Source organism: Sorangium sp. So ce1036 (assembly GCF_051369805.1).
Taxonomy (GTDB): Bacteria; Myxococcota_A; Polyangia; order Polyangiales; family Polyangiaceae; genus Sorangium; species Sorangium cellulosum_F.
The window spans coordinates 1,037,637-1,063,677 of the sequence record NZ_JBBMOX010000001.1 but is presented as its reverse complement, the minus strand read 5'-3'; the positions used below and the strand labels follow the sequence as shown (position 1 = coordinate 1,063,677).

At 73.2% G+C, this 26,041-nt stretch carries 23 protein-coding genes; 11 read left to right on the top strand and 12 right to left on the bottom strand.

Features of this window, described 5'->3' with window-relative positions:
• Positions 1 to 194: 194 nt before the first annotated feature.
• The 4 genes from WMF31_RS03880 to WMF31_RS03865 all read right to left on the bottom strand — a co-directional run bounded on the left by WMF31_RS03880 (position 195) and on the right by WMF31_RS03865 (position 6,412).
• Entirely contained in the window at positions 195 to 1,361 is a 1,167-nt protein-coding gene (locus WMF31_RS03880; RefSeq protein WP_436600638.1) for a trypsin-like peptidase domain-containing protein, read from the bottom strand.
• Positions 1,358 to 3,205 carry a hypothetical protein gene (locus WMF31_RS03875; RefSeq protein ID WP_436600637.1) on the bottom strand — a complete coding sequence of 616 codons (1,848 nt, stop codon included), beginning with the start codon at positions 3,203 to 3,205 and terminating at the stop codon, positions 1,358 to 1,360. The genes WMF31_RS03880 and WMF31_RS03875 overlap by 4 nt, the downstream gene beginning before the upstream one ends.
• A gap of 181 nt (positions 3,206 to 3,386) precedes the next feature.
• Positions 3,387 to 5,366 carry an NADH-quinone oxidoreductase subunit NuoH gene (gene nuoH / locus WMF31_RS03870; RefSeq protein ID WP_436600636.1) on the bottom strand — a complete coding sequence of 660 codons (1,980 nt, stop codon included), beginning with the start codon at positions 5,364 to 5,366 and terminating at the stop codon, positions 3,387 to 3,389.
• Positions 5,367 to 5,605: 239 nt separating this feature from the next.
• Entirely contained in the window at positions 5,606 to 6,412 is an 807-nt protein-coding gene (locus WMF31_RS03865) for an ABC transporter ATP-binding protein (RefSeq protein WP_436600635.1), read from the bottom strand.
• Positions 6,413 to 6,490: 78 nt separating this feature from the next.
• Between WMF31_RS03865 and WMF31_RS03860 the strand changes: the two genes are divergently transcribed.
• The 6 genes from WMF31_RS03860 to folK all read left to right on the top strand — a co-directional run bounded on the left by WMF31_RS03860 (position 6,491) and on the right by folK (position 10,947).
• Positions 6,491 to 7,240 carry a polyhydroxyalkanoate synthesis regulator DNA-binding domain-containing protein gene (locus WMF31_RS03860; RefSeq protein ID WP_436600634.1) on the top strand — a complete coding sequence of 250 codons (750 nt, stop codon included), beginning with the start codon at positions 6,491 to 6,493 and terminating at the stop codon, positions 7,238 to 7,240.
• Positions 7,241 to 7,325: 85 nt separating this feature from the next.
• The gene (locus WMF31_RS03855; RefSeq protein ID WP_129353592.1) at positions 7,326 to 7,961 is read left to right on the top strand and encodes a sigma-70 family RNA polymerase sigma factor; all 636 of its coding nucleotides are present in this window, start codon (positions 7,326 to 7,328) and stop codon (positions 7,959 to 7,961) included.
• Positions 7,958 to 8,827 (top strand): anti-sigma factor family protein, encoded by an 870-nt coding sequence (locus WMF31_RS03850; protein WP_436600633.1) that lies wholly within the window; start codon positions 7,958 to 7,960, stop codon positions 8,825 to 8,827. Before WMF31_RS03855 ends, WMF31_RS03850 begins: the two co-directional genes overlap by 4 nt.
• Before the next feature lie 73 nt (positions 8,828 to 8,900).
• Entirely contained in the window at positions 8,901 to 9,863 is a 963-nt protein-coding gene (gene gshB, locus WMF31_RS03845; protein WP_436600632.1) for a glutathione synthase, read from the top strand.
• 195 nt (positions 9,864 to 10,058) lie between these two features.
• Entirely contained in the window at positions 10,059 to 10,328 is a 270-nt protein-coding gene (locus tag WMF31_RS03840; RefSeq protein ID WP_436600631.1) for a hypothetical protein, read from the top strand.
• A gap of 121 nt (positions 10,329 to 10,449) precedes the next feature.
• Positions 10,450 to 10,947 carry a 2-amino-4-hydroxy-6-hydroxymethyldihydropteridine diphosphokinase gene (folK, locus tag WMF31_RS03835; RefSeq protein WP_436600630.1) on the top strand — a complete coding sequence of 166 codons (498 nt, stop codon included), beginning with the start codon at positions 10,450 to 10,452 and terminating at the stop codon, positions 10,945 to 10,947.
• A gap of 41 nt (positions 10,948 to 10,988) precedes the next feature.
• On the opposite strand, the gene WMF31_RS03830 is transcribed toward folK, so the two are convergent.
• The 3 genes from WMF31_RS03830 to WMF31_RS03820 form a co-directional block, all read right to left on the bottom strand.
• Entirely contained in the window at positions 10,989 to 11,384 is a 396-nt protein-coding gene (locus WMF31_RS03830) for a hypothetical protein (RefSeq protein WP_436600629.1), read from the bottom strand.
• A 331-nt stretch (positions 11,385 to 11,715) separates the two neighbouring features.
• Complete coding sequence (locus WMF31_RS03825) at positions 11,716 to 12,492, bottom strand: 3'-5' exonuclease (RefSeq protein ID WP_436600628.1); 777 nt, start codon at positions 12,490 to 12,492, stop codon at positions 11,716 to 11,718.
• Positions 12,489 to 13,559, bottom strand: a complete 1,071-nt coding sequence (locus tag WMF31_RS03820) for a DsbA family protein (protein ID WP_436600627.1) — start codon at positions 13,557 to 13,559, stop codon at positions 12,489 to 12,491. Before WMF31_RS03820 ends, WMF31_RS03825 begins: the two co-directional genes overlap by 4 nt.
• 59 nt (positions 13,560 to 13,618) lie before the next feature.
• Between WMF31_RS03820 and WMF31_RS03815 the strand changes: the two genes are divergently transcribed.
• Complete coding sequence (locus WMF31_RS03815) at positions 13,619 to 14,416, top strand: response regulator transcription factor (RefSeq protein WP_436600626.1); 798 nt, start codon at positions 13,619 to 13,621, stop codon at positions 14,414 to 14,416.
• Positions 14,417 to 14,619: 203 nt separating this feature from the next.
• Here WMF31_RS03815 and WMF31_RS03810 read toward each other — a convergent pair whose 3' ends face one another.
• Positions 14,620 to 15,990, bottom strand: a complete 1,371-nt coding sequence (locus WMF31_RS03810; protein ID WP_436606518.1) for an OmpP1/FadL family transporter — start codon at positions 15,988 to 15,990, stop codon at positions 14,620 to 14,622.
• 133 nt (positions 15,991 to 16,123) lie between these two features.
• Between WMF31_RS03810 and WMF31_RS03805 the strand changes: the two genes are divergently transcribed.
• Positions 16,124 to 16,792 carry a hypothetical protein gene (locus tag WMF31_RS03805; RefSeq protein ID WP_436600625.1) on the top strand — a complete coding sequence of 223 codons (669 nt, stop codon included), beginning with the start codon at positions 16,124 to 16,126 and terminating at the stop codon, positions 16,790 to 16,792.
• Between the two features lie 9 nt (positions 16,793 to 16,801).
• Here WMF31_RS03805 and WMF31_RS03800 read toward each other — a convergent pair whose 3' ends face one another.
• The 4 genes from WMF31_RS03800 to WMF31_RS03785 form a co-directional block, all read right to left on the bottom strand.
• The gene (locus WMF31_RS03800) at positions 16,802 to 17,998 is read right to left on the bottom strand and encodes a metallophosphoesterase (RefSeq protein ID WP_436600624.1); all 1,197 of its coding nucleotides are present in this window, start codon (positions 17,996 to 17,998) and stop codon (positions 16,802 to 16,804) included.
• 166 nt (positions 17,999 to 18,164) lie between these two features.
• On the bottom strand, positions 18,165 to 18,986 hold the full coding sequence (locus WMF31_RS03795) for a hypothetical protein (RefSeq protein ID WP_436600623.1): 822 nt from the start codon (positions 18,984 to 18,986) through the stop codon (positions 18,165 to 18,167).
• 485 nt (positions 18,987 to 19,471) lie between these two features.
• The gene (locus WMF31_RS03790) at positions 19,472 to 21,580 is read right to left on the bottom strand and encodes a hypothetical protein (protein WP_436600622.1); all 2,109 of its coding nucleotides are present in this window, start codon (positions 21,578 to 21,580) and stop codon (positions 19,472 to 19,474) included.
• 60 nt (positions 21,581 to 21,640) lie between these two features.
• Positions 21,641 to 23,656, bottom strand: coding sequence for a SpoIVB peptidase S55 domain-containing protein (locus tag WMF31_RS03785; RefSeq protein WP_436600621.1), 2,016 nt, complete (start codon positions 23,654 to 23,656; stop codon positions 21,641 to 21,643).
• Positions 23,657 to 23,788: 132 nt separating this feature from the next.
• On the opposite strand from WMF31_RS03785, the gene WMF31_RS03780 reads away from it, so the two are divergent.
• Genes WMF31_RS03780 through WMF31_RS03770 form a run of 3 tightly spaced genes read left to right on the top strand, consistent with a single transcriptional unit; the run spans position 23,789 to position 25,834 of the window.
• Positions 23,789 to 24,043 carry a hypothetical protein gene (locus WMF31_RS03780; protein ID WP_242515465.1) on the top strand — a complete coding sequence of 85 codons (255 nt, stop codon included), beginning with the start codon at positions 23,789 to 23,791 and terminating at the stop codon, positions 24,041 to 24,043.
• Between the two features lie 10 nt (positions 24,044 to 24,053).
• On the top strand, positions 24,054 to 25,052 hold the full coding sequence (locus WMF31_RS03775) for an aldo/keto reductase (RefSeq protein ID WP_436600620.1): 999 nt from the start codon (positions 24,054 to 24,056) through the stop codon (positions 25,050 to 25,052).
• Positions 25,040 to 25,834 carry a phytanoyl-CoA dioxygenase family protein gene (locus WMF31_RS03770; RefSeq protein WP_436606517.1) on the top strand — a complete coding sequence of 265 codons (795 nt, stop codon included), beginning with the start codon at positions 25,040 to 25,042 and terminating at the stop codon, positions 25,832 to 25,834. Before WMF31_RS03775 ends, WMF31_RS03770 begins: the two co-directional genes overlap by 13 nt.
• The last annotated feature ends 207 nt before the right edge of the window (positions 25,835 to 26,041 follow it).

The window sequence follows — 26,041 nt, the reverse complement described above, 5'->3', positions numbered from 1 at the left end:
GGGAGGCGGCACCCCGTAGAGACCGGGAGAAGGCCTCTCCCGCAAGGAGGCGGCACCCCGTGGAGATGGGGAATCGGCGGGTTTCGGTGGACAGCCCGCTGCGCCGAGACGGGGCAAAGGCGTCTCGTGGGTGGAGGAGCCATCCCGCCGAGACGGAGCGCCGTCAGGTCGCGGTGGACAGCCCGCCGCCCTGCTCAGCGCGACGCGGACTCGAAGCGCGGCGCCGCCTCGAAGGTGTCGGCGAGCGTCCGCCGGTACTCGTCGGCCATCTGGACGAGCCCGTCGATCAGCAACGCCGCGTCGTGATCCGAGGAGCCCTCCAGCGACGCCACGCACGACACCGACACCTCGTCGTCCGCGATCGACAGGCGAAACTCCCCCGTGCTCTGGTCGTTCATCGTGAGCAGGAACCGATAGAACGGCTCGTGGTGCGCCGCCGGCACGCCCACGACCGGCGCGCGCAGGCTCAGCAGGCGACCCGCCTCGTCGATCTCGATGTCCACCTGCGTCGCGGTCTCCGCCGTCGGGTACGGCCGCTGCGCGATGCGCCAGGTCCGCGGACCGACGCGCGCCCGGTTGGCGACGATCCCGAGCGCCGACAGGGCCTGCCGGATCATCCGCTCGACGGCGGCGCGGGCGGGGCACGGCGGGAACGCGTGAGGCAAGAGCCGCCCGCACCCGAGGCAGCGATCGCTCTCGATGTCGAACGGCTCTTCGCACGCCGGGCAGCGGTAGACCGGCGCCCGGTCCCGGAGGTCGAGCAGCGGCCGGTCCGCCGAGCCGAGGAGCGGCTGGAACGAGCCCACCGGCAGCACGACGCTGTGGCCAGGGAGCTCGCCCGGCGCGCCCGCGGGCGCCGCCACCACCCCGAGCACGCGCCCGTCGGTGTCGAGCACCGCCGCGCCGGGGGGCGCCGCCACGTCGAGCTCGAACGAGGGGAGCAGCCCGTCGACCTTGCGCGGCACCTGGCAGATCCGGGCGACGGCCAGGCGCAGGCCCTGCCCAGGCAGGCAGCTCAGCACCGCGGCGCGCTCGCCGAGCCGCGGCTCGCCCGGCGCGCGCAGCGAGAGCGCCGCCACGCCGGGCGGCTCGCCCGGCGCGACGAGCGCCACGTCGCGGCCCACGTCGGCCGCGATCACGCGCCCCGCGAGGCGCCGCCCGTCCTCGAGCGCCAGCGCGACCTCCGCCGGGTAGCCGAGCCCGCGCCGGCTCGTCACCACGACGCCGTTGCCGAGCGCCACCCAGCCCGTCGTCGCGAGCGCGCCGGCGCGGATCGCCACGATCGCGCGGCGGGCGCGCGCGACCCGCTCGTGGAGCAGGGCGAGATCGCCGTCCCCGTGCGCGGCGAGCTGCGCCGTCATTGGGCGACGATCCTCGTGAGCGCCGTCATCAGCAGATCGATCGTGCCCGGCTTCGCGCCGTCGCGCTGCGCGTAGGAGACGATGTCGCGCAGCCGCTGCTCCGTCTTGGCGGGCAGCTTCGTGCGCACGAGCAGCTCCGAGAGGGCGCCGATCGCGAGGAAGTGGCGGAGCATCGGATCCGCGGGCGCGCGCTCGATCTCGCGCAGGTAGCGGCCGAGGTGCTCGCGCGCGAGCGCCGCCGTGGTGAGCGGGTCGACGTGGAGCGGCTTCTCCTCGGGCACCTGACCGCGCGCCGCGACGAGGCGCTCCATCGCGAGGAAGGCCGGCTCCGCGACGCTCGCGGCGCTCCCGCGGCGCGCGCCGCCCTCCGGCTGGGCGAGCTCGCGGCTCGCGGCCGCCGTGCAGCGGTAGAGGTGCGCCACCGCGTCCGGCATCGCGTCGCCGTAGTCGAGGATCGCCCGGAACACGGTGCACCGGACGAGGAGCACCATGACGCCCGGCCGCTCCTGGAAGCTCAGCGCCGTGCCGAGCAGCTGCGCGTCCCGCAGGAGCTGGCAGAACCGATCGGCCGCCGTGTTCGTCGACTCGGGACGGGACGGGAGGCTCTGGCGCGACGGGGGATCGATCTCCACCTCCGGCAGCGCGGGCGGACGCACCGACAGCGGGGTCGGCGGCGAAGGCGGCGTCGGGGCGGCCATGATGCTGGACGTCGAGCGGCGAAAGGGGACGGTGCGCGCGCTGCGGCGATCGCTGATCTGCGACGGCGTGTCCACGGCCGGCGCATGCTCCCCCGCCGCCGAGGCCTGGGGCGCGGCCCGCGCGGCGCCGCCCTCGTGCCCTGGGCCCACCATGCCGCCCGGCGCCTTCGGCGCGGCGCCGCCCTCGTGCGCCGGCGGGAGGATGCCGGCCTTGGGGGGCGCGCCGCCGTTCCGCGCCGGCGCGCCGACGCTCGATCCAGCGCCGCCCCCCGCCGACCCATGCGCCGGGACGGACGCCAGCGAGGGGGACAGGATGTCGGGGATCGCGTCGTCGTCGCGGATCGGGCGCGCGACCGACTCCGGCAGGCGCGGCAAGGGCGGCGCGGCCCACGCCGCGAGATCGCCCGCGAGCGGCTCGACGGGCGTCCGCACCGCCGACACCGGCGAAGGCGGCGCCGGGGCCCGCACCGACGGCGCGCCCTGCGCGCGACCGGGGCTCGGCGGGAAGGTGAAGCTCTTCAGCGGCCGCGCGCGGCCGGCCGAGGCCCACGTGAGGCTCGCCCGCTGCTCCTCGGAGAACGGCGGCCGCGCGTCGAACCACGCCGCCATCGTCGCCCCGAGCCGCGCCGCCGCCTCGCCGCCCTCGCGGAGCGCGCGGCGCAGCGCCTCCGGCGCGAACGCGGCCACGCGGCCCACGCGCCGGAGCAGCAGCAGGTCGTCCCGGAGGCATAGCCGGAACGGCTCGGCGCCGCCGGAGAGCTCCAGCGCCGTGCGGAGGAGCGGCACCCGGTGCCGCTCCGCGACGCGCGCGACCGGCACGTCGATCGACACCCGCTCGCTGGCCGCGTCGAGCGCGACGAAGAGCGTCACCGCCCCGAGCGGGACGATCCACCCCACCCCGTCCAGCAGCGTGGTGGCCTGGAGGCTCGTCCCGGCCTCCGCCGAGGCGCAGTGCGCGACGAACCGCACCGGATCCAGGGCGCGGAACGCCTCGATCGCGCTCGCGTCCCAGTCGGCGTCGGCGGAGGGCGGCTTGCGGGACAGCGCCGAGCCCCGGTCGACCCCGCACGCCTCGCACCGCGGCCCGCGCAGCGGGAAGCCGCATGCGGCGCAGAAATCGGAGGCCGGGCTCGACGGGACCGCCACGACGCCAGCATACCTCAGCGCAAGGCCGAGTGGGGGCGCCGGGGCTCGCGCTCGAGGCATCGGGCCGGCGAGGCGTGATGCCCCGGCCACACGGCGCGCCGCGCGCGGGATCGACGCGCCGGGCGCGAGGGTCCGCCGGGATCGCCCCGGCGGGGCGACCGGGCGAGCCCTGACCGGCACCTCAGAGGAACGGGTTCAGGTGGAGCGCGACCTTCGCCTGGCGGAGGTTGTATTGCACCCGGCGGATGAAGTGGATCATCAGGTACGCCCAGACGGCGAAGGTGACCACGCTGATGATGAGCTGGACCGTCTTGCTGACGCCGAGGACCATCCAGAGCGCCGTGAGGAGGAAGGCCGCGAACGAGAGCGGCACGAACCATTTCCAGCAGAGGTTCATCATCTGATCGATCCGGACGCGCGGCAGCGTCCAGCGGATCCAGATGACCACGAAGACGAGGAGCCAGCTCTTCAGCAGGAAGAGGGACACGCCGAGCAGCTGGAGCCCGAAGCTCGCCTCCTGCTGGGCCGGCGAGACGCCGGGGATCTGCCAGCCGCCGAGGAAGAGGGCGCTCGCGATGCCGCACATCACGAAGACGTTCGCCCACTCGGCGAAGAAGAAGAAGAGGTACCGCATCCCCGAGTACTCGGTCGAGTAGCCGGCGACGAGCTCGCTCTCCGCCTCGGGCAGGTCGAACGGCGCGCGGTTGCCCTCCGCGAGCGCCGTCGTGAAGTACAGGAAGAAGAGCGCGAAGGTGATCGGGTTCCTGAAGACGAACCAGTACCAGGGCCACCCGCCCACGTCGATGAACGAGGCCCCGGTGCCCCCCTGCGCGCCGATGATGTCCTGGAGCCGCAGCGATCCGGTCATCATCACGATGCACACGATCGCGACCGCGCCGGGGATCTCGTAGCTGATGATCTGCGCCGCCGAGCGGATCCCGCCGAGGAGCGACCACTTGTTGTTCGAGGCCCAGCCGCCCGTCATGAGGCCGATCGTGACGAGCGAGGTCACGGCGATGACGTAGAGGATGCCGATGTCGAGATCGGCCGCGATGAGGTACTGGCCGAACGGCATCACCACGAAGGTGGCCGAGACGCCGACGAAGACGAGGTAGGGCGCGAGCCGGAAGAGGGTCCTGTCGCTCTCGGCCGGGATGACGTCCTCCTTGAGGATCGACTTGATGCCGTCGGCGATCCACACGAGGAAGCCCTGCGGCCCGGCGCGGTTCGGGCCGATGCGCGACTGCATGCGCGCCGAGACGCGGCGCTCGACCCAGGTGATGATCCCCGCGGTCGGCGCCATGAACAGCAGGATGATCGCCGCCGCGACGCCGAGGAGGATCCCGGCGCCGAGCAGGTCGGTCGGGGCGCTCGCGGGGAACCCCTCGGTCGAGAGGAGGCGCTCCTCCGGGGCGCCGTCGCCGCGCCGGACGCCGACGGGCGACCGCCGCTCGTGGCCGCTCGGGATCACGTCGCCCTTCGAGAGGACCTTCACGCCCTCGAAGCGCGTGATGACGTCGCCCGGGGCGATCTCCGCCCGGCTCGCGGGGCTCCCGGGGCGCACCGCCGTCACGACGAGCCCGCCGGAGGGCGGCGACTCGGCCGCGACCTCGAGGCCGAAGAACTCGAGCGCGCGCGCCCCCTCCTTCTCGCGCGCCTCGATGACGGCGCGGCGAGGGGTCGGCGGGATGAAGTCGAGCGTCACGCCCCGCACGGTGCCGGTCACGGGCAGCGCGCCCTGCGCGGTCGCCGGGATCTCGACGATGACGTCGCCGTGGAAGGTGGTGTGCACCGCGTCATCGCCGCGGCCGGCGAAGCGCGCCTGCAGCCCCTCGGAGAAGACCATCGAGATCTTGCTGGGGCTGATCTGCGCGCCCTCGATCTCGATGCTCTGATCGGTGAGCGGCGCCTGGCCGGGGCGCCTGAGCGTCCCGCGGAACGAGACGACCGCCTCCCTGGCCGCGGCGGTGGGCAGGTTGGTCCCGAGGATCTCGATGCGGTCGCCGACGTCGACCTCGCGCGGCACCACGTCGATGACGTTCAGGAGCTCGGGCGCCGTCCTGCTCCGGGCGCACCCGGCCGGGCCAAGGAGCGCCCCGAGGACCAGGAGACACACCACGAAGCCTCGGGGGAGAGCTCTCCAGGGTGGAGATCGGCGCATGGCGCCGCTTATAGATCGCGCCGCTCAGGGGGTCGAGAATGCGGAGGATCGCGCGGGGGGGGGGGCCGCAGGGGGGCCTGTCGGGGCTCACCTCCGGGGCTTGCGTTCCGGCGAGCCCCACCTGTGGCTCGCCTGCACGCCGGCCCCTCCGGTGAGCCCCGACAGGCCCCCCTGCGGCCTACTCCCGCGCGCCGCGGACGGGGGGCGTCGACAACCTCGCGTTCTGCGCCCACGGCGGCCTACCCCCGCGCGCCGCGGACGGGGAGGAAGTACCGGCTGCCGTCGAGCTCGTTGACGCCCACGTAGAGCTCCGCCTCGAACACGTCCTTGAGCCGGCGGTAGGTCATCACCTCCTCGATCGTCCCCTGCGCGACCAGGCGCCCGGCCTTGAGCAGCGCCACGCGGTCGGCGTACTGGGCGGCGGCGTTGAGATCGTGCAGCACCGCCACGCAGGCGAGGCGCCGCTCGGCCACCTCCCGGCGCACGACCTCGTGCACCTCGATCGCGTGGCGGATGTCGAGGTGGGCGCAGGGCTCGTCGAGGATCAGCACCTGCGCCTCCTGCGCGAGCGCGCGGGCGATGGCGACCCGCTTCTGCTCGCCGCCGGACAGCTCGACCACGGGCCGCCCCGCGAGCTCGAGGAGATCGCAGGCGACGAGGGCGCGGGCGACGGCCTCCTCGTCGCGGCCCGTGGCGCGCATCCACGCCCCCTGGTGAGGCGCCCGACCCATCATCACGACCTCGCGCACCGTGAACCCGGGCGCCGACGCGATCCCCTGCGGGACCACCGCCACGCACCGCGCGATCGCCCGCCGGTCCATGCCGCCGAGCGGCCTCCCCAGCAGGGTCGCCTCGCCGCGCGCCGGGGGCAGGGCCCCGCAGAGGACCCGGACCAGCGTCGATTTTCCGGCGCCGTTCGGCCCCAGGACCGCGCAGAGCTCGCCCGCGCGCACCTCCAGGCAGATCCCCTCCAGGGCCAGCCGCCCGGTGGGATAGCTCGCCGCCACGTCACGCAGCTCGATCGCCGGCTCCCGCACGCGCCCCATTTTATCGAGTGATATCGAGTGATCTTTCCTTGCGCGAGCTTTCTAGGGGTGGTCCAATCGACTCGAGGCGTAGAGGAGATGGAAACGGCGAAGGAGACTCTGGGAGGCGGCGAGATTCCGCGTCGCGTTATTAAGCGCTACTCCAACCGGAAGCTCTACGACACGAAGGACAGTCGTTACGTCACGCTCCAGCAGATAGGGGAGATGGTGCGGGCCGGCGAAGAGGTCCAGATCATCGACAACGCGACCAAGGAGGACAAGACCGAGGTCACGCTGGCGCTGATCATCTCGGAGGACCTCAAGTCGCAGCCGCGCTCCGTCCCCCTCGGCACGCTGCGCGATCTGATCCAGGAGCGAGGCGAGCGGCTGCTCTCGCAGCTGCGCGAGGGTCCCATCGGTCGGCTCATCCCCGGGTCTGCTCCCGGAGAGGGGGGGGCCGTAGCCCCAGGGGCAGCGCAGGGCGCCGCGGCGGAGCCTGCGGCGTCCACACCGCCGTCGCAGCCCCCTCCGCCGCCGGACGCGGACAGGTCGGGCCACGCCAAGGGGCGCCTGAGCGGGATCGTCGAGAGCTCGAAGCAGACGCTCGATCAGTGGCAGCAGGCCGTGGACGAGCGGATCCGCGCCATCCTCCCGGGTCTCGGGCTGGTCCGCGATCTCCAGTCCGATGTCAAGCGCCTATCGCAGCGGATTGACGAGCTGGAGGCGAAGCTCCAGGAGCTGTCCGGTGGACACGGTGCGGTCGCGGCTCCTTCCAACGGCGGCTCCGCTGCGGACGAGCCCGCTGGCGAGGGTGGCGAGGGGGAGCCCCGCGGGGATCGGCTGGAATAGCCGTGACCGCTCCCCTGTTCCCCCCGCCGAGCCCATGCCGTTCTTCTTCAGCAAGAAACCTGCATCCGTAGCGCAGGATCTCTCGTTGGTCAGCAGCGAGGGGGGCCGCGCCGACGCCTTCGAGGTCGAGCTCCTCGGTCATCTGGACACGCTGTACGGCGTGAGCTGCCGGATGACGAAGAGCTCGCCCGAGGCGGAAGATCTGGTCCAGGACACCATCGTGAAGGCGATGCGCGCCCGGGACCAGTTCGAGCCCGGCACCAACCTCAAGGCGTGGTTGCTCCGGATCCTCACGAACACGTTCATCAACCGGTACCGCCGCGGCGGCCTCGAGCGGGGCATCTTCGAGGGGCCCGACGCCGAGCCGCTCACCGACGGCTGGGTCGGGGCGACGACGATGCGCGCGATGCGCGATCCGGAGACCCAGGCGCTGACGCCGCTCGTGGAGGCCGAGGTGCAGCGCGCCCTCGACGAGCTGCCCGAGGAGTTCCGCCTGGCGGTGGTCTTGTCGGACATCGAGGAGCTCTCCTACAAGGAGATCGCCGAGGCGATGGGGTGCCCGATCGGCACGGTGATGTCGCGGCTGCACCGCGGCCGCAAGCTCCTCCAGAAGACGCTCCGTGAGCACGCGGTCCTGATGGGCATCGTCAGCGGTGACGCGGCGAAGGAGGCGCCGGCCGACCTGGACGCATACCGCAAGCGAAAGCGGGGTGTAGCATGAGCGCCGCCAAGTCCATCGAGCGCTGCGCGCGCTTCGACTACGCGCTGTCAGCCTACGTCGACGGCGAGCTCGACCCGGACCACGCGGTCGATCTCGAGTCCCACCTCGTCCAGTGCCCTCCGTGCTTCGAGCAGGTGAAGCTCCTGCGCTCGCTGCGCGCGAGCCTGAGGCGGGTGGAGCCGGCGCGATGTCCGGACGCGCTGCGGGCGCGCGTGGCCGCGGCCGTGGCGCACGAGCGCGCGCGCGGCGCGGCGCGCGAGGCGGCGCAGTCGCTGGATGCGAGGCCGCGCCTCATCCACAAGGGGTACGCGGTCGCGCTCGCGGTCGCCGCGGGCGTCGTCTTCACCGTGAGCCTGACCCGGCAGAAGCCCGCCGCGTCGCCGCAGGAGACCGCGAAGGCGGACGTCGAGCACGCGAGCACCGAGGAGATGGTCGAGCGCCTGCTCGACGATCTCGTCACGCAGCACGCGCAGCCGCTGCCGCCGGAGACGACCAACCCGGAGGACCTCCCGCGCTTCGATCCGTTCGTCGGCGTGCCGGTCCGTCGGCCGAAGTTCCAGTCGATGCCCGTGAACTTCATGGGCGCCCGCGTGCACTCGATGCGCGAGCGGCGCGCCGCGCTGCTCCAGTACGTCGTGAGGGGCAACCACCGCGTGACGGTCTACCTCTTCAACTCGCGCGCGGTCCCGGTGCAGAAGGCGGAGCCGCTCCTCAAGCCGCGCGTCGTGCGCGAGCGCCCCGTCTACGTGGGCAAGATCAACGGCTACTCGGTCGTGGCCGCCGAGCACAGCGGCGTCGGCTACGCGCTCGCCTCGGACCTCGGCGACGACGTGACCACGCAGCTCGTCCTCGCGGCGATGCAGTAGCCCCCGCGCCCGCGCCCGCGCGGGCGGGCGCCGTCTCCCCTCCCCCTCCACCCTAGCCCCCTCCGAGAGCCGCATGCGTTTCGTCTTCGTCATGGATCCGCTGAGCCGCGTGACGCACGACAAGGACACGTCGTTCGCCTTCATCCGAGCGACGCAGGCGCGCGGGCACGAGAGCTACCACTGCCTGCCGAGCGATCTCTCGATCGACGGCGGCGAGGCGCACGCCTCGGCGTGCCCGGTGCTCATCGGCGACGCGCCCCCGTACATCTCGCTGGACCTCGCCGGCGGGCCGCGCAGGCTCCGCCTCGCGGACGTCGACGCGATCTTCATCCGCAAGGATCCGCCGTTCGATCGCGGCTACCTCTACGCGACGCTGATGCTCGAGCGCGCGCGGCGCTGCCCGCTCATCGTGAACGACCCGCGAGGGCTGCGCGACGCCAACGAGAAGCTCTACGCGCTGAACTTCCCCGAGTGGACGCCGAGGACGCTGGTCACCGCCGACCGCGAGCAGATCCACGCCTTCGTGCGCGCCCTCGGCGGCGCGGCGGTGATCAAGCCGCTGGACGGCGCGGGGGGCCTCGGCGTGCTGCAGATCAGCGAGCGCGACAAGAACGCGCGCGCCATCGCGGACATGATGACGGGCGAGGGGCGCCGCCTGGCGATGGTCCAGGAGTACTTGCCCGCCGTCGTGGAGGGCGACAAGCGCATCCTGCTGCTCGACGGCGAGCCGCTCGGCGCGATCCTCCGGGTGCCGCGCGACGACGACCACCGCTCGAACATCCACGTCGGCGGGCGCGTGGTCTCGACCGAGCTCACGCCGCGCGAGCGCGATCTCGTCCGCGCGGTCGCGCCCCGCCTGCGCGCCGACGGCCTCCACTTCGTGGGCCTCGACGTCATCGGCGAGCGCCTCACCGAGGTGAACGTCACGAGCCCGACGGGCATCCAGGAGCTCGGGCGCTTCACCGGCGCGGATCCCGCGGCCAGGGTGATCGCCTGGGCGGAAGAGCGGGCGCGCGGTCGAGCCCCGAGCGCGTGATGCGCCGCGCCGAGCGCGCCCTCTCCGCGTGATCCGCCGCGCCCGGCGCGCTCACTCTCCAGGAAGTTGGCCCGACGGCCCCGGTTCTGCGAAGGCTCCCCCATGGGCGAGTCATTCGAGCGATGTGCCGTGTGTGAGGATCGCGAGTCGGGTGATCGGGAGGGCGGGGCGTCCGGCGATCGCGCGAGGGCGCGGATGGCACGCGTGGTCATTCAGGGGCGCGCGCTCTGCCTGTGCCGGACGCACGCGGCGACCGTGGCGGCCGCCATGCCGGAGACGTTCGAGGAGATGCGCGCGCTGTTCGTGGGCGTCCGGCAGGGCGAGCCGCCGGCGCAGGGCGAGGTGGCCGTCGATCGCCGATCGCCCATCCCGCGCCGCAGCCCCGAGGATCGGCGCGTCTTTCCGCCGCGCCCCGAAGGGCGGCGGATCGGCGGCGGACGCCGCGCCACCGATCCGCGGGAGTGATCGCGGAGGGGACGCCGGCCATCACGGCGTCACGCCGGTGAAGACGCTCCGCGGCGCGCGACGCCCGCCGGCCGGCGCGGTGCGCGGCGAGCGGCCCGCGGCAGCGTGCTAGGCTCCTCCCATGGATTCTCCTCGGCGCGTCGTCATCGGGTTGGGCTCGAGCCTGGGCGACCGGCTGGCGACCCTCCGCGCGGCCATCGAGGGGCTCGGCGCCCATCCCGGCCTCGAGGTGCTCCGCGCGTCGCCGCGCTACGAGTCGCCGCCCGCGGGCGGCCCGCCGCAAGGCGATTACGTGAATGCCGCGGTGCTCGTCCTCACGTCGCTGCCCGCGCGTGGGATCCTCGAGCACACCCTGGCGGTGGAGCGCTCCCTCGGGCGGACGCGCCCCGATGCGGTGCGGTGGGGGCCGCGGACGATCGATCTCGACGTGCTCTGGATCGAGGGGGAGATCGTGGCGGAACCGGACCTCGAGGTCCCTCACCCGCGGCTCCACCAGCGCGTCTTCGCGCTGAGGCCGCTGCTCGATCTCGCCCCGGACGCGCGCGATCCGCGCACGGGCGTCGCCTACGCCTCGTTCCCCGCGGCGAGCGCGTCGATTCGCCAGCTCGCCGAGGTCTGATCGGCGCGCCGCCCGCGCAGGACGACCGGTCGGCGCGGCGCTCAGCGCCTCGGGGGAGGCGCGCCGCCCGGGCGGCCGCGGAGGCCGGCGGCGCCGCCCGCGTACGACGCCGCGCTGCCGATCGAGACCATCACGACGAGCAGCAGCGCCCACCCGAGCGCGCCCGCCGGAGCCCCCTCGGCGAGGGCGATCGCCCAGGAGATCGCCGCGACGACCGCCCCGCTCGCCGCCGCCTCACGTCGCCCGGCGCGCCCCCCGAACCGCCCCACGAGGTAGCCCCCGGCAGCCCCGGCGAGCGCGAAGGCGACCACGTTGAGGCCCACCATCGCGAGCCGCACCGAGGGCGGTGCCCCGGCGTCATCCATCCGCTCGAGCATCCGGCGCAGCAGCGTGTTCACGAGCCCCGCGAGCGGCAGCCAGATAAGGAACACCGCCACCGTCCCGAGTGCAATCCAGTGCCACGGCGGGCGCTCTTCGCCTTCGTCTTCGCCGTGGCTCTGCAGTACGGGAAGCCTGCGTTTTTCCGATGGCGCCATCCTGGCCGGCGCCGCCGTCCCAGGTTGAGGCGCCGCCGTCCCAGGTTGAGGCGCCGCCGTCCCAGGTTGAGGCGCCGCCGTCCCAGGTTGAGGCGCCGCCGTCCCAGGTTGAGGCGCCGCCGTCCCAGGTTGAGGCGCCGCCGTCCCAGGTTGAGGCACGGGCTCCGGCGCGGCGCCCTTCGCACCGTGGCCGGCGAGCGGGAGGCGTCGCTTCGGCCCGTCGGCCATCGCTTCAGCTCGGCTTCGGAGTCCGCGGATCCGCGGCGGCAGGCGCCCTCCGCCAGAGCCGCCGCGCTTCATCCTGCAGACGGACGAGCCGCCGTTGCTCCTGGATCAGGCCGCCGTAGGCCCGGGGCACCCGCGGATCCTTGGCCAGCGCGTACAGGACCTGAAGCGCCGCCTCGGCGTCGTCCGTCGCGCGGTGCGCCTTCTCCAGCGAGATCCCGAGCCTCGCGGCCATGTCGCCGAGCGCCCGGCTCTCCTCGTTCTTGTAGAGCTCGCGGGCGAACGTCAGCGGATCGATCCAGTCGACCTCCCGCCGCATGGCGGGCGGCGGCTCCGGCGGGCGCACGCCCACGCGCTCGAGCTCGGCGAGGAGGAACGAGCGATCGAACGCCGCGTTGTACGCCGCGGGGATCGCCCCCTTGAAGCAGGCGAGGATCTCCTCCGCGACCTCTGCGAACGCCGGTTTGCCCTCGACATCCTCGTCCTTGATTCCGTGGATGGCGGTGCTCTCCGGCGGGATCGGCCGCCCCGGGTGGATGAGCCAGTTGTAGCGCGTCAGGATCTCCCCCGAGCGGCCGATGACGATGCCGAGCTCGATGATCCGATCCCCGGCAGGATCGCGCCCCGTGGTCTCGACGTCGACGAAGGCGATGGGCTGGTCGATCCACGCGCTGCCCGCATCGATCTCCGACGCGACGCCGACCGCGCGCACCTTCAGGAGGTGCGCGATCCCAGGATAGTGCCGGCCCGTCGGGAAGCAGCCGCACGGGTCGGCGACCTTCAAGGCTTCCTCGGCGGGGCGGACCCCGGGGCGGAGGGCGCAGCGGAAGGCGCCGTGCGCGCCGCGCCTGCGGCCGGCGCGCCGCTGCTGCTCGCGGCGGGGACCGCGCTGGCGGAAGCGGGCGCGTCCGTCGGCCCCGGCTGCGCGCTCGACGGCTTCGGCGCGAGCCGCGGCGTCTTGCCGAGGAGCTCCAGCTCGAGCTTCACCCACGCCTCGAGATCGTCCACCGGATTCGAGAGGAGCTGCAGATCGACCTCACGGCCGTTGATGAAGATGAGCGGCGTCCCCTCGAGCCCCACCTCGTCCGCCTGCTTCTTGTCCTTCTCGATGCGCGCCTTCGTGTCGGGCGAGACGAGATCCGCGCGGAACTTCACCATGTCGAGCTTGAGCCGCTGCGCGTAACGCTCGAGGTCGGCTTGCTCCAGCTTGTCCTGGTTCTCGAACAGGAGATGGTGCATCTCCCAGAACTTGCCCTGGTTGAGCGCGGCGATCGCCGCCCGCGCGGCGGGCTCCCCGTGGACGTGCGCGGCCAGCGGGTAGAACTTGAAGACCAGCCGCACCTGCCCGTCGAAGCGCTTCACGAGCTCCTCGAGCGGCGGCGACATGAGCCTGCAGAACGGGCACTCGAAGTCGGCCCACTCGACGATCGTGATCGGCGCGTCCGCCGGCCCCATCTCGGGCGAGCCGTCGGTGACGAGCGTCCGCACCCGCTTCGGGTCGAACCGCATCTGGAACGCCTCCTCGCGCTCCTTCTTCGAGCGGCCCTCCTTCACCAGCTTGAGCAGGAGCTGCGCGGCGGGGAGGCACGCCTTGCACGGCCGCTGCTCCTTCACGCACTGCGCGACGCTCACGGGCGTGTCCGGGCAGGGCGAGAGGATCTCGGAGACCTGGGCGGCCCACTCTCGACGCTCGCGGGGCGTCAAGGAGGAGGTGTCCACGCCGGCGAGCGAGACCGACACCTCCGGGCTCGCGGTCGGTTTGGGGTCGCTCGGACCCGAATTCCCAGGGCAGCCCGTGACGCTGATCGAGAGCAGCGCGAGGAGCAGCGGCATCCAGCGCAGGAACGACATCGCGGCGCGAGCTTAGTCGGACCCTTTGCGAGATGCTAGCGCGGCTGTAGGTTCATGCCGTGCGAAGCGTCCTCTACCGCTTCCCGGATCTGCGGCAGTTCGAACGAATTGTCTGCGATCCCGAGGAGGGCGACCTCGAGCTCGGCCTGCCCGTGGGCGAGGTCGTCGCGGATGGCGAGTGGGTGCTCGCCCTCTTCGAGCTCGGCGAACACCGCCGCGCCACGTCGGCCGCGGCGTGCGCTTCCGTCTCCCCGGAGGGGGCGCGCCTCACGTTCGAGCCGCGCGACTGGCGCCGGCTCGCCCACTTCGCACGGACGGAGGCGACGCGCCCCGGGTCGATCCCCGACACCGACGGGGCGACGTTGCTCCGGCCCGCGGACGCCCCCAGGCCCGCGGCGTGGGCCGGCGTCCAAAGCAAAGGCCCCGCGGGCCGGACGCCATCCCGCCCCGCGCCGCCTCGGCTCAGGGGCAACGGGTCGCGGGTCCTCGTCGTCGACGACGATCCGGACATCCGCGAGATGGTCTCGACGATGCTCGAGGCCGTCGAGCTCGTCGTCGTCACCGCGGCCAGCGCGGAAGACGCGCTGGAGCACCTCCGCCGCGCGCCCTTCGATCTCGTGGTCCTCGACTGGAACCTCCCGAGGATGTCCGGCACCGACCTCTGCCGAGCGCTGCGGCAGGAGCCGGCGCTCCGCGACCTGCCGGTCCTCTTCCTGACGGCGAACGCCTCATCGCAGGACATGGTGTACGCCTTCGCCTGCGGTGCCGACGATTACATGGTGAAGCCTTTCCGCGCCCCAGAGCTGGGGGCGCGCATCTTCAGCCTGCTGCGCCGGGCCCGACGCAGCGAGCGCTGAGGCGCCTCAGTTCCCCCCGCTTCTGGTACAGCACCGGATAGCGGCGGCCCCTCTCCCGCTTTTTCTGGTACAGGGCCGCATGCGGCGGTCCCCCGCACAGGAGACGGGCCCAGATCGGCGTTTTCGGCGCGGAAGCGCACTCCTGTGCGCTGAGCACCGAAAACGCCGAGATGGGCCCGTATCCGAAGCGGGGGCCCGCCTTTCTAGAAGGGGATGTCGAGGTTGAGGTTGAGCACGCCGATGGTCTGCGCGTAGATCCCTCCGGAGTCGGGCGCCCTCGACTTGCCCGCGAGGCCCGCAGAGATGCTCTGCCCCGTCGTGTCGCGGCTGACATAGAACAGGTGCGTGTACGACGCCGCGAGGTGCAGCCGCTCCGCGAGCTGGAAGCGCCCTCCCACGGCGACCGAGACATCGTGGAAATCGGTGGCCGACGGATCCAGCGTCTCCTCGGGGACAGCGTTGGAGTCGTACCCGAGCCCGCCGAAGAGCTCGATCGCCGGCCGCGGCCAGTAGCTGACGCCCGCGCGCACGCCGAACGTGTCGTTCCAGCGGCGGGCGATGTTCTGCACGACGCCCGCATCGTCGGTGGCGGAGCCGTCCTCGTTGATCTCGCACGCCGCGCCCACCTCGGTGAGGCACTGGTTTTCCATCGAGCTCCACCGCGTCCAGTCCCCGAAGAGCCGGACCTCCACGCCGTCCGCCGGGACGAAGCGGGCGCCGAGCCGCACGATGTCGGGCAGGCCCTGGTGCAGCGCGACGTCGTCCGGGGCGCTGGACACGCCGTTGAAGCGGTTGGTGAGCGTGCCCTCGAGCGTCTCGCCCCCCGTGACGTTCGGCCGCGACTGGTACGAGGCGCCGATCCAGAGCCGCCGCGGCATCGCCTCGAGCAGCGCACCGACGCCGAAGCTCGCGTGCAGGCCGCTCACCTCGAGCAGCGAGCGCCCCTCGGTGGCGAGGAGGTTGTCGCCCGCCGCATTGCGGGCGCGGACGGTGCTCACCTCGGTCCGGATCAGGTTCCCCGACGCGCCGACGCTGAGCCGGATCGCCGGGATTTTATAGGCGGCGGCGACCGAGAAGAACATCGCCTGGAGCGAGGACTCGATGGAATGCCAGCGCTGCACGCCGTCGACCGGCCCGGCGAGCTCGCCGCCGCCAGCGTAGGCCTCGTTCCTGTCCCAGGACGCCGCGCCGCCGAAAGGCACGTAGACGCCCGCTCCGAGCGCCACGTCGCCCAGCCTGGCCGACACGCCGAGCATCGGGGAGGCGGCCAGGTTGAGCAGGCTCGCCTCCCCCGCGTTCGCCTCCGGAACCGTCGCGTCGTCGGACGCCACCAGCGCATGCGTGTACGAGGCAGCGCGGATCGCGAGATTTCCGTCCAGGAACAGGTGAATGCCCTCGCTCTCGGCGATGCCCGCGGGGTTGTAGTAGATCGCGGTCGGGTTGCTGGTGATCGGATTGCCGTGCTCGCCGCCGAATCGCGCGGTCGCGAAGCCGCCGGCGAGCGCGGGCCCGGTCCAGACAAGGCCGCCGAGGAGGCCGACGGAGAGCGCGAGACAGTGCCGGTCGATGGGCATGGCCAAGGGGTGACTCCGGTTCGGAGAGGAGCGCGGCGACTGCTATGGACACTGCATGGTAGGGTTGTACCCCCACCGGGTCGCGGAGAGCTCGACCCGCTCAAGTCAGATGTCACCTCGTGCACGGTGTCAAATGCTTTTCTCCCGCTCCGCCCGGACCTCGCTCGCCTCAGCAGCCCTCCCCTGCGCCGCGCTCCTCGTCGGCTGCGCGGATCCGGTGGGTCGATACGAGGACTTCGTAGCTCGCGACACCGCCGCGCGTGAGGGACAGGGCGCCGGCGAGGGCGGTGGCGCGGGCGGCGACGCCCCCTGCGCGCTGCCGGAGGCAGGCGCTGCCGATGGCGACTTCCTCTTCAGCCTCTCGGCCTATCTGAGCCCCCGGACCCCCATCGTCTTTCTGGCCAAGCTCGCCACCGAGGCGAGGGACGGCGGGCTCGGCTTCTCGCTGCGTTTCCAGCCGCTCGAGGCCGCCGATCGCAGGACGCCCACGGGCACGCCGGTCGACGTCGGGCCCTACGAGGCCGGCGCCGACGGGGCGTTCACCGCGGCGCTGCCCACGATCACCGTGCCGGGCAACGCCAACCCGATCTCGGGCAGCGATCTGGAGGCCACCATCACGCTGACCGGCTCGCTCTGCGCGCCCGCGGACTTCGTCTGCGGCGACGTGACCGGCACCGTGGCGAGGCCGCTCCGCCTGGACCTCGCGGATTCGACGTTCGCCATGGACCGCATCACCGATCCGACCAGCTACCCGGCGCCGGTCATCGACTGCGAGCGGCGCCCGGCGCTGCCCCCGGAGTGAGCCGCCGCGCTACGCGACGGCCTCGGTCAGCGCGGCGCCCTCGAGCTCGATCAGCGTGATCTCGGACGGCGCGCCGACGCGCATCGGCGGCCCCCAGTAGCCCGTCCCGCGGCTCACGTAGATCTGGCTCTGGCCGTGCCACGACAGCCCGGCCACGTACGGCTGATCGAGCCGCACGAACAGGCCCCAGGGAAAGATCTGGCCGCCGTGGGTGTGGCCGCTGAGCTGGAGGCCGACGCCCATCCGCTCGGCCTCCAGGATCTGCTTGGGCTGATGCGCGAGGAGCACGAGCTCCCGCGCCGGATCGCGCCCCGCGAGGGCGCGCGCGAGATCGGGGCCATGGCCGCGGCCCATGCCCCTCGCGCTCCAGTCGTCCACGCCGGCCAGGTCGAAGCTGTGCTCGCCATGGCCGATCGAGACGCGCTCGTTGCGGAGCACCCGCACGCCGAGCCGCCCGAGCTCCGCGACCCACGCGTCGATGCCCGAGTAGTACTCGTGATTGCCCGTCACGAAGAAGACCCCGTGCCTGGCGCGCAGATCGGCGAGGGGCGCGGTGTGCTCGCGGAGCTCCTCGACGGAGCCGTCGACGAGATCTCCGGTGATCGCAACGACATCCGGCTCGAGGGCGTTCACGCGCGCGACGACGCGCTCGAGCCACTCTCGCCCTATCGTCGGACCGATGTGGAGATCGGTGAGCTGGACCACGCGAAAGCCCGACATCGCCCGGGGGAGGCGGCGGAGGCGGACGCGCACGGGCCGCACGGCGACCTCGCCGAGGGCGCTCGCGGCGCCGGTGATGCCGAGGCCCATGGCGAGCACCCCGGCGGCGCCCGCGATCGCGCGCGACAGGAACGTGCGGCGGTCGCCGTCGAGCGGCCGGTCCAGGAGCGCCGTGACGCCGTGGGCGCCGAGGCGAACGAGCTCCGAGGTGAGCAGCAGGAAGAAGAGCAGGACGGCGAGCCCGACCCAGGTGTAGACGACGCCGGCGACGACGCCGGCGATGGGCCGGGGCAGCGCACGCGAGAGGACGAGGCCGAGCGGCACCAGCGACGCGAGCCCCCAGAGGGCCACGCTGCCGACGCGTTGCCATGTCGGGCCGAGCTCCGGCGCGCGGATCAGGCGCTGCCAGAGGTAGTAGTGAACGCCTGCCACGATGGCGCTGAAGATGCCGAGGAAGAGAACGAAGGGGAGGAGCGGCCGCTGCACGACCCCCAGCATGACCACGGCAGGGCGCGCTCGCCGCCCCGACCGCACGGGATCGGGGCGCGACAACGTTTTTTAACGGAGCGGCCTCGGCCGGCGAGGAGGCCCCGCGCGACGCGCCGAGCGCCCGGCGCGGGCCGGCGTCCGCACGGCCACGACGCGCGAAACGCTAGTACGAGCCGCCGACGCAGACGCCGAACCCGGGAGGGTAGACCGTGCTGCCGCCCTGACACTTGGCGCCCGTGCCGCAGTCTTGCGCCCCCCCGTCGATGCGGCAGAGCCGCTTGCACTTGTTCGTCAGCATCGAGCACACGAACCCGGGCGCACAGGGGCACGGCTCGTCCGCTCGCCCGGCGCCGGGCACCACGCAGCTCGTCGTCCCGTCCTCGCGGACGATCGTGCAGGTGAGGCCCACCGGGCAGACGCTATCGTTCAGGAGCTCGCAGTTCACCGCGGGAACACAGACCGGGATCGAGACCCGGGCGCTCTCCTCGCCGACCGACTCGGCCATCGGCCGCTCCGCGCAGTACGTCCCACGATCGCAGCTCTCCACGCTGCCGCAGCAGTACTGGCGACATACGCCGCCCTGCCCCTCCGCCGCCACGCAGCCCAGGCCGGCCCCGCAGTCGGCGGCCGTCTGGCAAGGACCGCCCGCCGCGAAGCGCCCCACCGGCCCGCAGCGCGGAGCCGCGTCGCCGTCGGCGAGCACCAGCTGGCAGTGCAGCGTCGACGCCGTCGGCGGCACGGGGATCCCCGGCTCGGTGCCGCCGCTCGACGCGCACCCGTCCGGATCGCCCCCCGGCGTGCAGCCCTCGCCGCACAGGTGCGCGAAGCGCGTGTAGGGATCCCGTGCGCCCTCGGCCACCGGGATGGTGAGCTCACCGTCAATGACGCCCCCCCCGCCGCCGCCGCCGCCCGTGAGGGCGTCGAGACCGGCGCCTCCGCCCGCGCCCGCGCTGGCGTCCCAATCGGCCGACTCGTTCGCTCCCACCGAGTCGGCTCGATCAGCGGCCCCGCACGCAGAGGCAGTGATCAGCGAGACCGCCGCGAGACCGCGAAGCAGGAGAGCGTGACGCGAGCTCATTCCATGACCGCCAGAAGAGCACAGGCGGAGTGAGCTTATCATGTCCTCTACCGGCATTCACAGAATGTGCCGGCCCAGGGTGCCCCCTCGGGCCACGCGGGTAATGGGTGGGGAGGCATCCTATTGCGCGCGGCGCGGGCGCTCGACGAGGCGGGTGCGCCTCGCCAGGCCGGCCTCCCGGCGCAGCCATGACGCGCGTGTCACGCCGGGCGCCGCGCGCCGCGCCCGGCTGGCGAGCGCGCTCACATCGCCTGCGCGCGACGCGCACCACGTCGCCCGGGGTCGTCCCTGGTTCATCGCGGAGGGGCCGGAGCGCAAGCGGGCCGCAGCAGGGGCGGCGGAGCGCAGGCCCCGCGAGCGACGAGCCTGGGACGAACCGGGACGACGACGCACTAGCGCGCCTCGATGTCGCGCGTCACCACGTTGCCCGCGCTGTCGTAGGCGCGCACCGCGAGCAGGTGCGAGCCGGGCGGTACGATCGCGCCGAGGTCCGCGCTGAACGGCTCCACCGGCTCATCGAACACTCCATCGCTCGGGAAGATGGGGCGCCACTCGTCCAGGCCGGCGATGGAGACCTCGATGCGCGCGATGGGGCCGAGCCCGTCCGCGACCTCGCCCGTGAGCCGTCGCCCCTGCAGCGCGAGCGACCGGAACACCGGCGGCGTGTTGTCGACCAGGACGGTGCCCGACTCGAGGCTGTGGCGCTGCGTGCGCTCGGGCGGGTTCGCCAGCTCGTCGCTCGCCTCGACGAGGATGCGGTACTCGCCCTCGGGGAGGGCGGTCGTGTCCCATACGTGCTCGGCGCGTGTCACCTTCTCGCCCGGCTTCAGCATGCTGCGCCAGGTCGACTGGCCTTCCATCCGGTACGAGAGGCGATAACGGAGATCGTCCTGGTCCGGATTGTCGACCTTCCACGTGATCTGGAGCGCGCTCACCGGCTTCGGCGCCTCCCCGCCCGAGGGCGGCAGGCTCGAGCGAGAGGGCTTCGGCTGCCCCTTCGGCGCGGCCTCGATCGACGTGACCACGGCGCGCGCGTTGTCGGTGACGAACGAGAGCTTCACCTCGCGGAGCACGGCGCCCGGATCCCGGCTCCAGCGCGCCCGGATCTGCACGAAGCGCGCGGGCGGGCTCTTCACGTCGCCCGGCGCGGCGAGCGCGGGGGACCACGGGCTCCAGGTGCTGTCCGGCGACTCGGTGTTGCCGCTCCGGGTCTCGAGCTCCAGCGCGCCGTCGGAGCGCCACGTCAGGCGCCCGAACGTGGCCCGCAGCCCGGCGTCGAGCACCTTGCTCGTCCACACCGCGGAGGCGCCGCCGACGCCCCTCACCTCGTGGAACACCGCGGGGTCGGTGGTGGCGATGAACCGGCGCCGCCCCGCCATCATGAACGCGCCGACCTGCCGCTCGTCCGTGTCGGCGACGAGCCGCGCCACGTGGTTGTCGCTCACCGTGTAGAGCTGCCCCTCCGCGCCGGTCCCGACGAAGGGCATCAGGTCCTCGCCGAGGCCGAGCGAGACGTAGTGGGTGTCGTCGTCGCTCATCATCTTCTCGGCGACGCCGCGCCGGTCGAAGCGCATGAGCACGCCCTTGCCGGGCTTCGACGCGCGCGCCGGCTGCGGCGACGGAGGCCCGCTCTTGTTGCGCTTCGGGGGGGCGAACGCATCGGGGTACTTGTTGGCGATCGCGTACACGGCGCCGCCCTTGTCGCCCGGCGCGATGGCGATCGCCTTCACGTCGTCCGCGTCGAAGTCGTACAGCACGGTCGCGCGCCCCGGCGCCGTGAGCTTGTAGAGGAGCGCCTTGCCGTTCGACCCCGCGTAGACCGCGCCGTCGTCCGCGACCGCGACGCACATGAGGTGCGGCTCGTCGCTGTCGAAGTACACCTGGGCCTTGCCCGCGGCGTCGACGCGGAACAGCTTCCCCTCGGAGCCGGTCGCCGCGTAGAGCACCCTCGCCCTGGGGTCGTAGGCGAGGCCCCAGACGTCCTCGGTCCCGGGGAGCTCGGCGAAGAGCTTCGCCGGCCCGCCGCTGCCGGCGCCGCCGGGCAGGCGGAAGAGCTTGCCCTCGGGGAACGTCCCCGCGATGACGTCGCCGTTGAACGCGACCGCGAGCGCGCTGACCGCCATCTGCCCGGTGGTCGCCGCGAGCGTCACCCGGCCGTTCGACACGCGGTAGATCTTCCCCTCGTTGCCCGTGCCGAGCAGCACCGTCCCGTCCGGCAGCACCGCGGAGCTCCAGATGGACGTCGCGTCGGGCAGCGGCGTCGCGCCGAGGGTCAGCCCGGCGCGCACGTTGCCATTGGAGTCGACGCTGACCCCGGTGAGATCGCCGCCCTTCAGGTCCTCGAGCGACTGGAGCTGGAAGCTGCGCGTGCCCACGGCGTGGGCCGGGGGCGAGACGAGCCCCGCGGCGCCGGCCGCGGCGGCGAGGGCGAGGAGCCGGCGCAGGGAGGTCGTGACGAGGCGTGACGAGGGCGAACGGGTGGAATCGCGCTTGGTGCTCATGGAGTGGGTGGAAGGGGGTCGGAGCAAGGAGGGGGCGGGGAGGCGGCGCCGATCGGCAGATCAGCGGAGGATGGGTCGGACGGCGACGCGCACGGTGTCCTTGCCGACCATGAATCGCTTGAGGGAGATCGGCACCTGCACCTGCGCGACGAACGTCTCGGGCGCGTTGGACGCGGAGCTCGGGCGCAGCGTGTCCATCGCGCCCGGGGGGAGCCGGGAGGCGACCTGGCCGCGGTACGCGGCGCCGTTCTCCCGGAGCTTGATGGTCGCGACGACGCTCTCCGCGTCGTGGTGCTGGTTCGGCAGCATCGCGACGAGCTCCGCGACGTTGTTCGGCGTGGCCATCGGGCGCTCCACCTCGTAGCCGGGCGCGAGCTCGATGTCGACCTGGCTGCCGGCGAGCTCGCGCGGCACCGGCACCTCGATGACGCGCGACTCGACGGCGCCGTGATGCGGCTGGAGATCCAGGCGGATCCGCGCGGGCGCGCCCGCGTCGATCTCCGGCTCGAGCAGCTTGGCCCCGCGCAGCAGGGCGACCTCGCGGTCGAAGGTCACCCTCACGCGGGTGTCGACGCGCTCGATCGTGACGTCCTCCCAGGGGTTGTTGAGGAGGGCGCCCATCGCGCGCACGAGCCGGCTGCGGACGAAGTCGTCCGCGGTGAGCGGCGTGCCGTTGCCGGCGCCGAAGTCGACGAGGGAGACGGTGCCGTAGCGCCCGACCTTCACCTGGCTCACCGCCCGCCAGGTCATGTCGCGCCGCTCGGCCGTGGTCGCCTCGACGGCGTTGCCGATGGCCATCGAGACGAACGCCGGCGCCATGAACTGGTCGTGCGCGATGTCCACGTTCCACGTCGGGTGCGGCGCGCCCTCCACGCCGTCGATCTGGATGCGCATCGGGAAGATCGGCGCCTTCGCCGAGCTGTCGACCACGATCGCCGCCTGTCTGTCGTTCACCAGCGTGCCGACCGACCGCACCGCCTCGCCGATCTTGAAGCTCCGGTTCTGGCTCGCGAGGATCCAGTGCACCCGGGCGATCGCCGTGGGCAGGCTGGAGACGCCGCCGTTCATCATCGGGTGCCCGAACGCGACCAGCTTGTCCCCCGCCACGCGCGTGACCGTGCCGATGCCCATGGCGGAGATGTCGCCGCGCACGAGCTCGACGCCGATCGCCCCGCCGTCGACGTACCGGGTCGGCGCGCTGGGCTCCGGGTTGGCCGACGAGCCGCCGCCGGCCTGCAGCGGATCGAGCCCCATGGGGCCGAGCAGGTCGCTCGCGATGCGCAGCGACGTCCCCCCGAGCCCCCCGAGCATCACCGGCGTCGAGGCGCGCGCGAGGCCCGTCGACGCGGGCGGGGCGATGGCCGGCGCGACGCGCGCCGCGATCTGGCCGGCGTGGCCCGCGAGATCGTAGGCGTCGATGGCCCCCCGGAAGGCGTGGCCCCCGCGGAGCCCCGAGAGGGCGGCGGTGCGCGGCGGCGCGCCGCGGGCGCTGCTCACCGGGGCCGGCAGCGGGGCCCCGCCCCTCGGGGCGATGCTCCTCGGGAGCGGCCGCGCGAGCTCGTCGAGCATCGACTTGATCGGGGTGACGCCGGCGATCGCCTCCGCCCCGAAGAGCCAGCCGTAGGCGTAGGCGCCGATCATCTTGCCGTTCACGTAAATCGGACTGCCGCTCATCCCGGCCACGGTGCGGGCGACCTCGAGGCGCGGGTGCTGGGTCTTGATCAGGATGAGGTCCTGGTTGGGGCGGAAGTTGCGCAGGGTCGAGATGACCTCGACATCGAACTTCTCGGGCGTGGTGCCGGAGAACACGGTGAGGCCGTATCCCTTCATACCCGGCTTCACCTCGGAGACGGGCAGGGTATCGGGCGGCGTGGAGATCGCGTGCGCCGCGCCGAGGCCGACAGCGACGCTGCACACCGCGCCGGCGAGCAGGCTCAGGGGGATCAGGCGCCCCTCGCGATCGACGAGGGCGCGGACGGCGCCCGCGAGCGCTGCCCCGCAGCGGCTCGCGAGCGGGGCGGCGCGCGCAACGAGGAAGGAACCCGGACGAAAACACGGATTGTCACGCAGAGGCACGGCCCCAAGCTTAGCCCGGATTTCGAAGCGCGACAGAGCGGCGGCGCGGGGAGCGCGCGGCGGGTCGCCCGCGCTCCCCTGGGTCGCGGATTTCCAGCAGCGGGGCGCCGCGATGACGCTAGGCTTCGCCCCGTGAACGGGCCCGTGAAGGACATCGCGGCGACCGCGACGCTCATCCTGGCGTTCGCCACGTGGGTGACCGTCCACGTCGCGCTGGCGGCGCGGCTCCTCCTCCGGAGCCAGCCCCGCTGGCGCGGGCTCGTCGCGCTGGTGGTGCCGCCGCTCGCGCCGATGTACGGCTTCCGGCAGGGCTGGCGGCGCATGAGCACGCTGTGGCTGGTGTGGCCGATCGTGTACGTGCTCGCGCTGCTCATCGCGCGGGTGTGAGGAGCGGGGCGTGATCGCCGAGGTCGAGGCTTGCATGACGGCGAAGCGGCGCCCGGGCGCGCCGCCCGGGATCGTCGTCGGGACGATGAACTTCGGCGGCCGCACCCCGCCCGACGAGGCCGAGCGCATCGTCCACCGCGCGCTCGATCGGGGGATCACCGCGTTCGACACGGCGAACCTCTACCAGGACGGCGCGTCCGAGCGGATCCTCGGCCGCGCGCTCCGGGGCCGGCGGGACCAGGCGCAGATCGCCACCAAGGTCGGGCTGCGCCGGATCCGGGGCAAGGCCGAGGGCCTCGGCCGGGAGCAGGTGATCCGCGCCCTCGAGGAGAGCCTCGGGCGCCTCGGCACCGACCGCGTCGACGTCTACTACCTCCACGCGCCGGACCCGGAGACACCCGTCGAGGAGACGCTCTCGGCGCTCGACACCCTGCTCGAGCAGGGGAAGATCCTGCGCTACGGGGTCAGCAACCACGCCTCCTGGCAGATCCTGGAGATCATCGCGCGCCGCGACGCCACCGGGGAGCCGCGGCCCGCGGTCTCGCAGGTGCTCTACAACGCGCTGATCCGCCAGCTCGACGTCGAGTATGCCGCGTTCGCGCGGCGCTATGCGCTGCCCACCGCGGTGTACAACCCGCTCGCGGGCGGGCTGCTCTCGGGGCGGCACGCCGGGCCGGACGCGGCGCAGGCGGGCTCCCGCTTCGAGGGCAACCGCCTCTACCAGCGCCGGTACTGGAGCGGGCGCATGTTCGACCTCGCGAGGCGCTACGCGGCCGTGGCGGCGGACGAGGGGATGAGCCTGCTCACGCTGTCCTATGCCTGGCTCGCGGGGCGGGACGTGGTGGATTCCATCGTGGTCGGTCCGAGCCGGGCCGAGCACCTCGACGCGGCCGCCGACGCGGTGAGGCGCCCGCTCTCGCCGGAGGCGGTGCGGCGCATGGACGCGCTCTACGGCGATCACCTCGGGACGGACGCGAGCTACGCGCGATGCGCGCGATGCGCGCGATGATGGACTTCCTGCTGCCCGAGGCCAGGGCGCTCGATCTGGCGGGCCCGCTCTCCGACTACGCTGCCCGCGGCTACGCCCGGCTCGGGCGCGTGATGAACGACGCGGGGCTCGAGGCGCTCCGCGCGCGCTCGGACGATCTGATGCTCGGGCGGGTGACGTACCCCGGCCTCTTCTTCCAGCTCGACGCGGGCTCGGGTCGCTACAAGGATCTTCCTTACGGGAAGGGGTACCAGGGGCCGAGCACGTCGTACCGGAAGCTCGAGAAGCTCGAGAAGGACCCGCTGTTCCTCGCGTGGATCGAGAACCCGCTCTTCGAGCGGATCGCGCGGTCGCTCATCCCGGGGGAGATCTCGATCTACCGGGCCGTGCTCTTCAACAAGGCCGCGTCCGGAGGGACGCCGCTGCCCTGGCATCAGGACGGGGGCAGCTACTGGGGGCTGGATCGCGACCCCGAGCTGCAGATCTGGACGGCGCTCGACGACGCGCCCGTGGACGGCGGGTGCGTGGAGGTGCTGGAGGGCAGCCACCGCGACGGGCTCGCGACGCCGCTCGGCGGGCTCATCCCGGGCGAGCGCATGCGCGCCGCCGACGCGGACGCCCGCAAGATCGCGCTGCCGGCGCGCGCGGGCGAGGCGCTGCTGATCCACAACCACCTCTGGCACTGCTCCGCCGTGAACCGGAGCGGCCACCCGCGGCGGGCCTTCACCGTCTGCTACATGAGCCGGGCGACGCGCTGCCTCCGGAAGAAACGAGCGCCTCGTACGTTCACCCCGGTGTTCTGAGCGCGCTCCGGAAGACGCGGCGCTCGCCGAGGCCCCCCCTCGACGACGCCCGCCGCTCCCCCGGCGCGCCCGGAGGAGCGGCGTCACGCCCATTTTTCACCCCGGCTCCGCGCCGGTGTCGCCCACTGTAGGTAAGGGCGAGCCCCGCCAGCCGCGGCAATTTGCCGCAACAGGCGGCAAACTGCCGCTCCGGAAGGCCCTGATCCT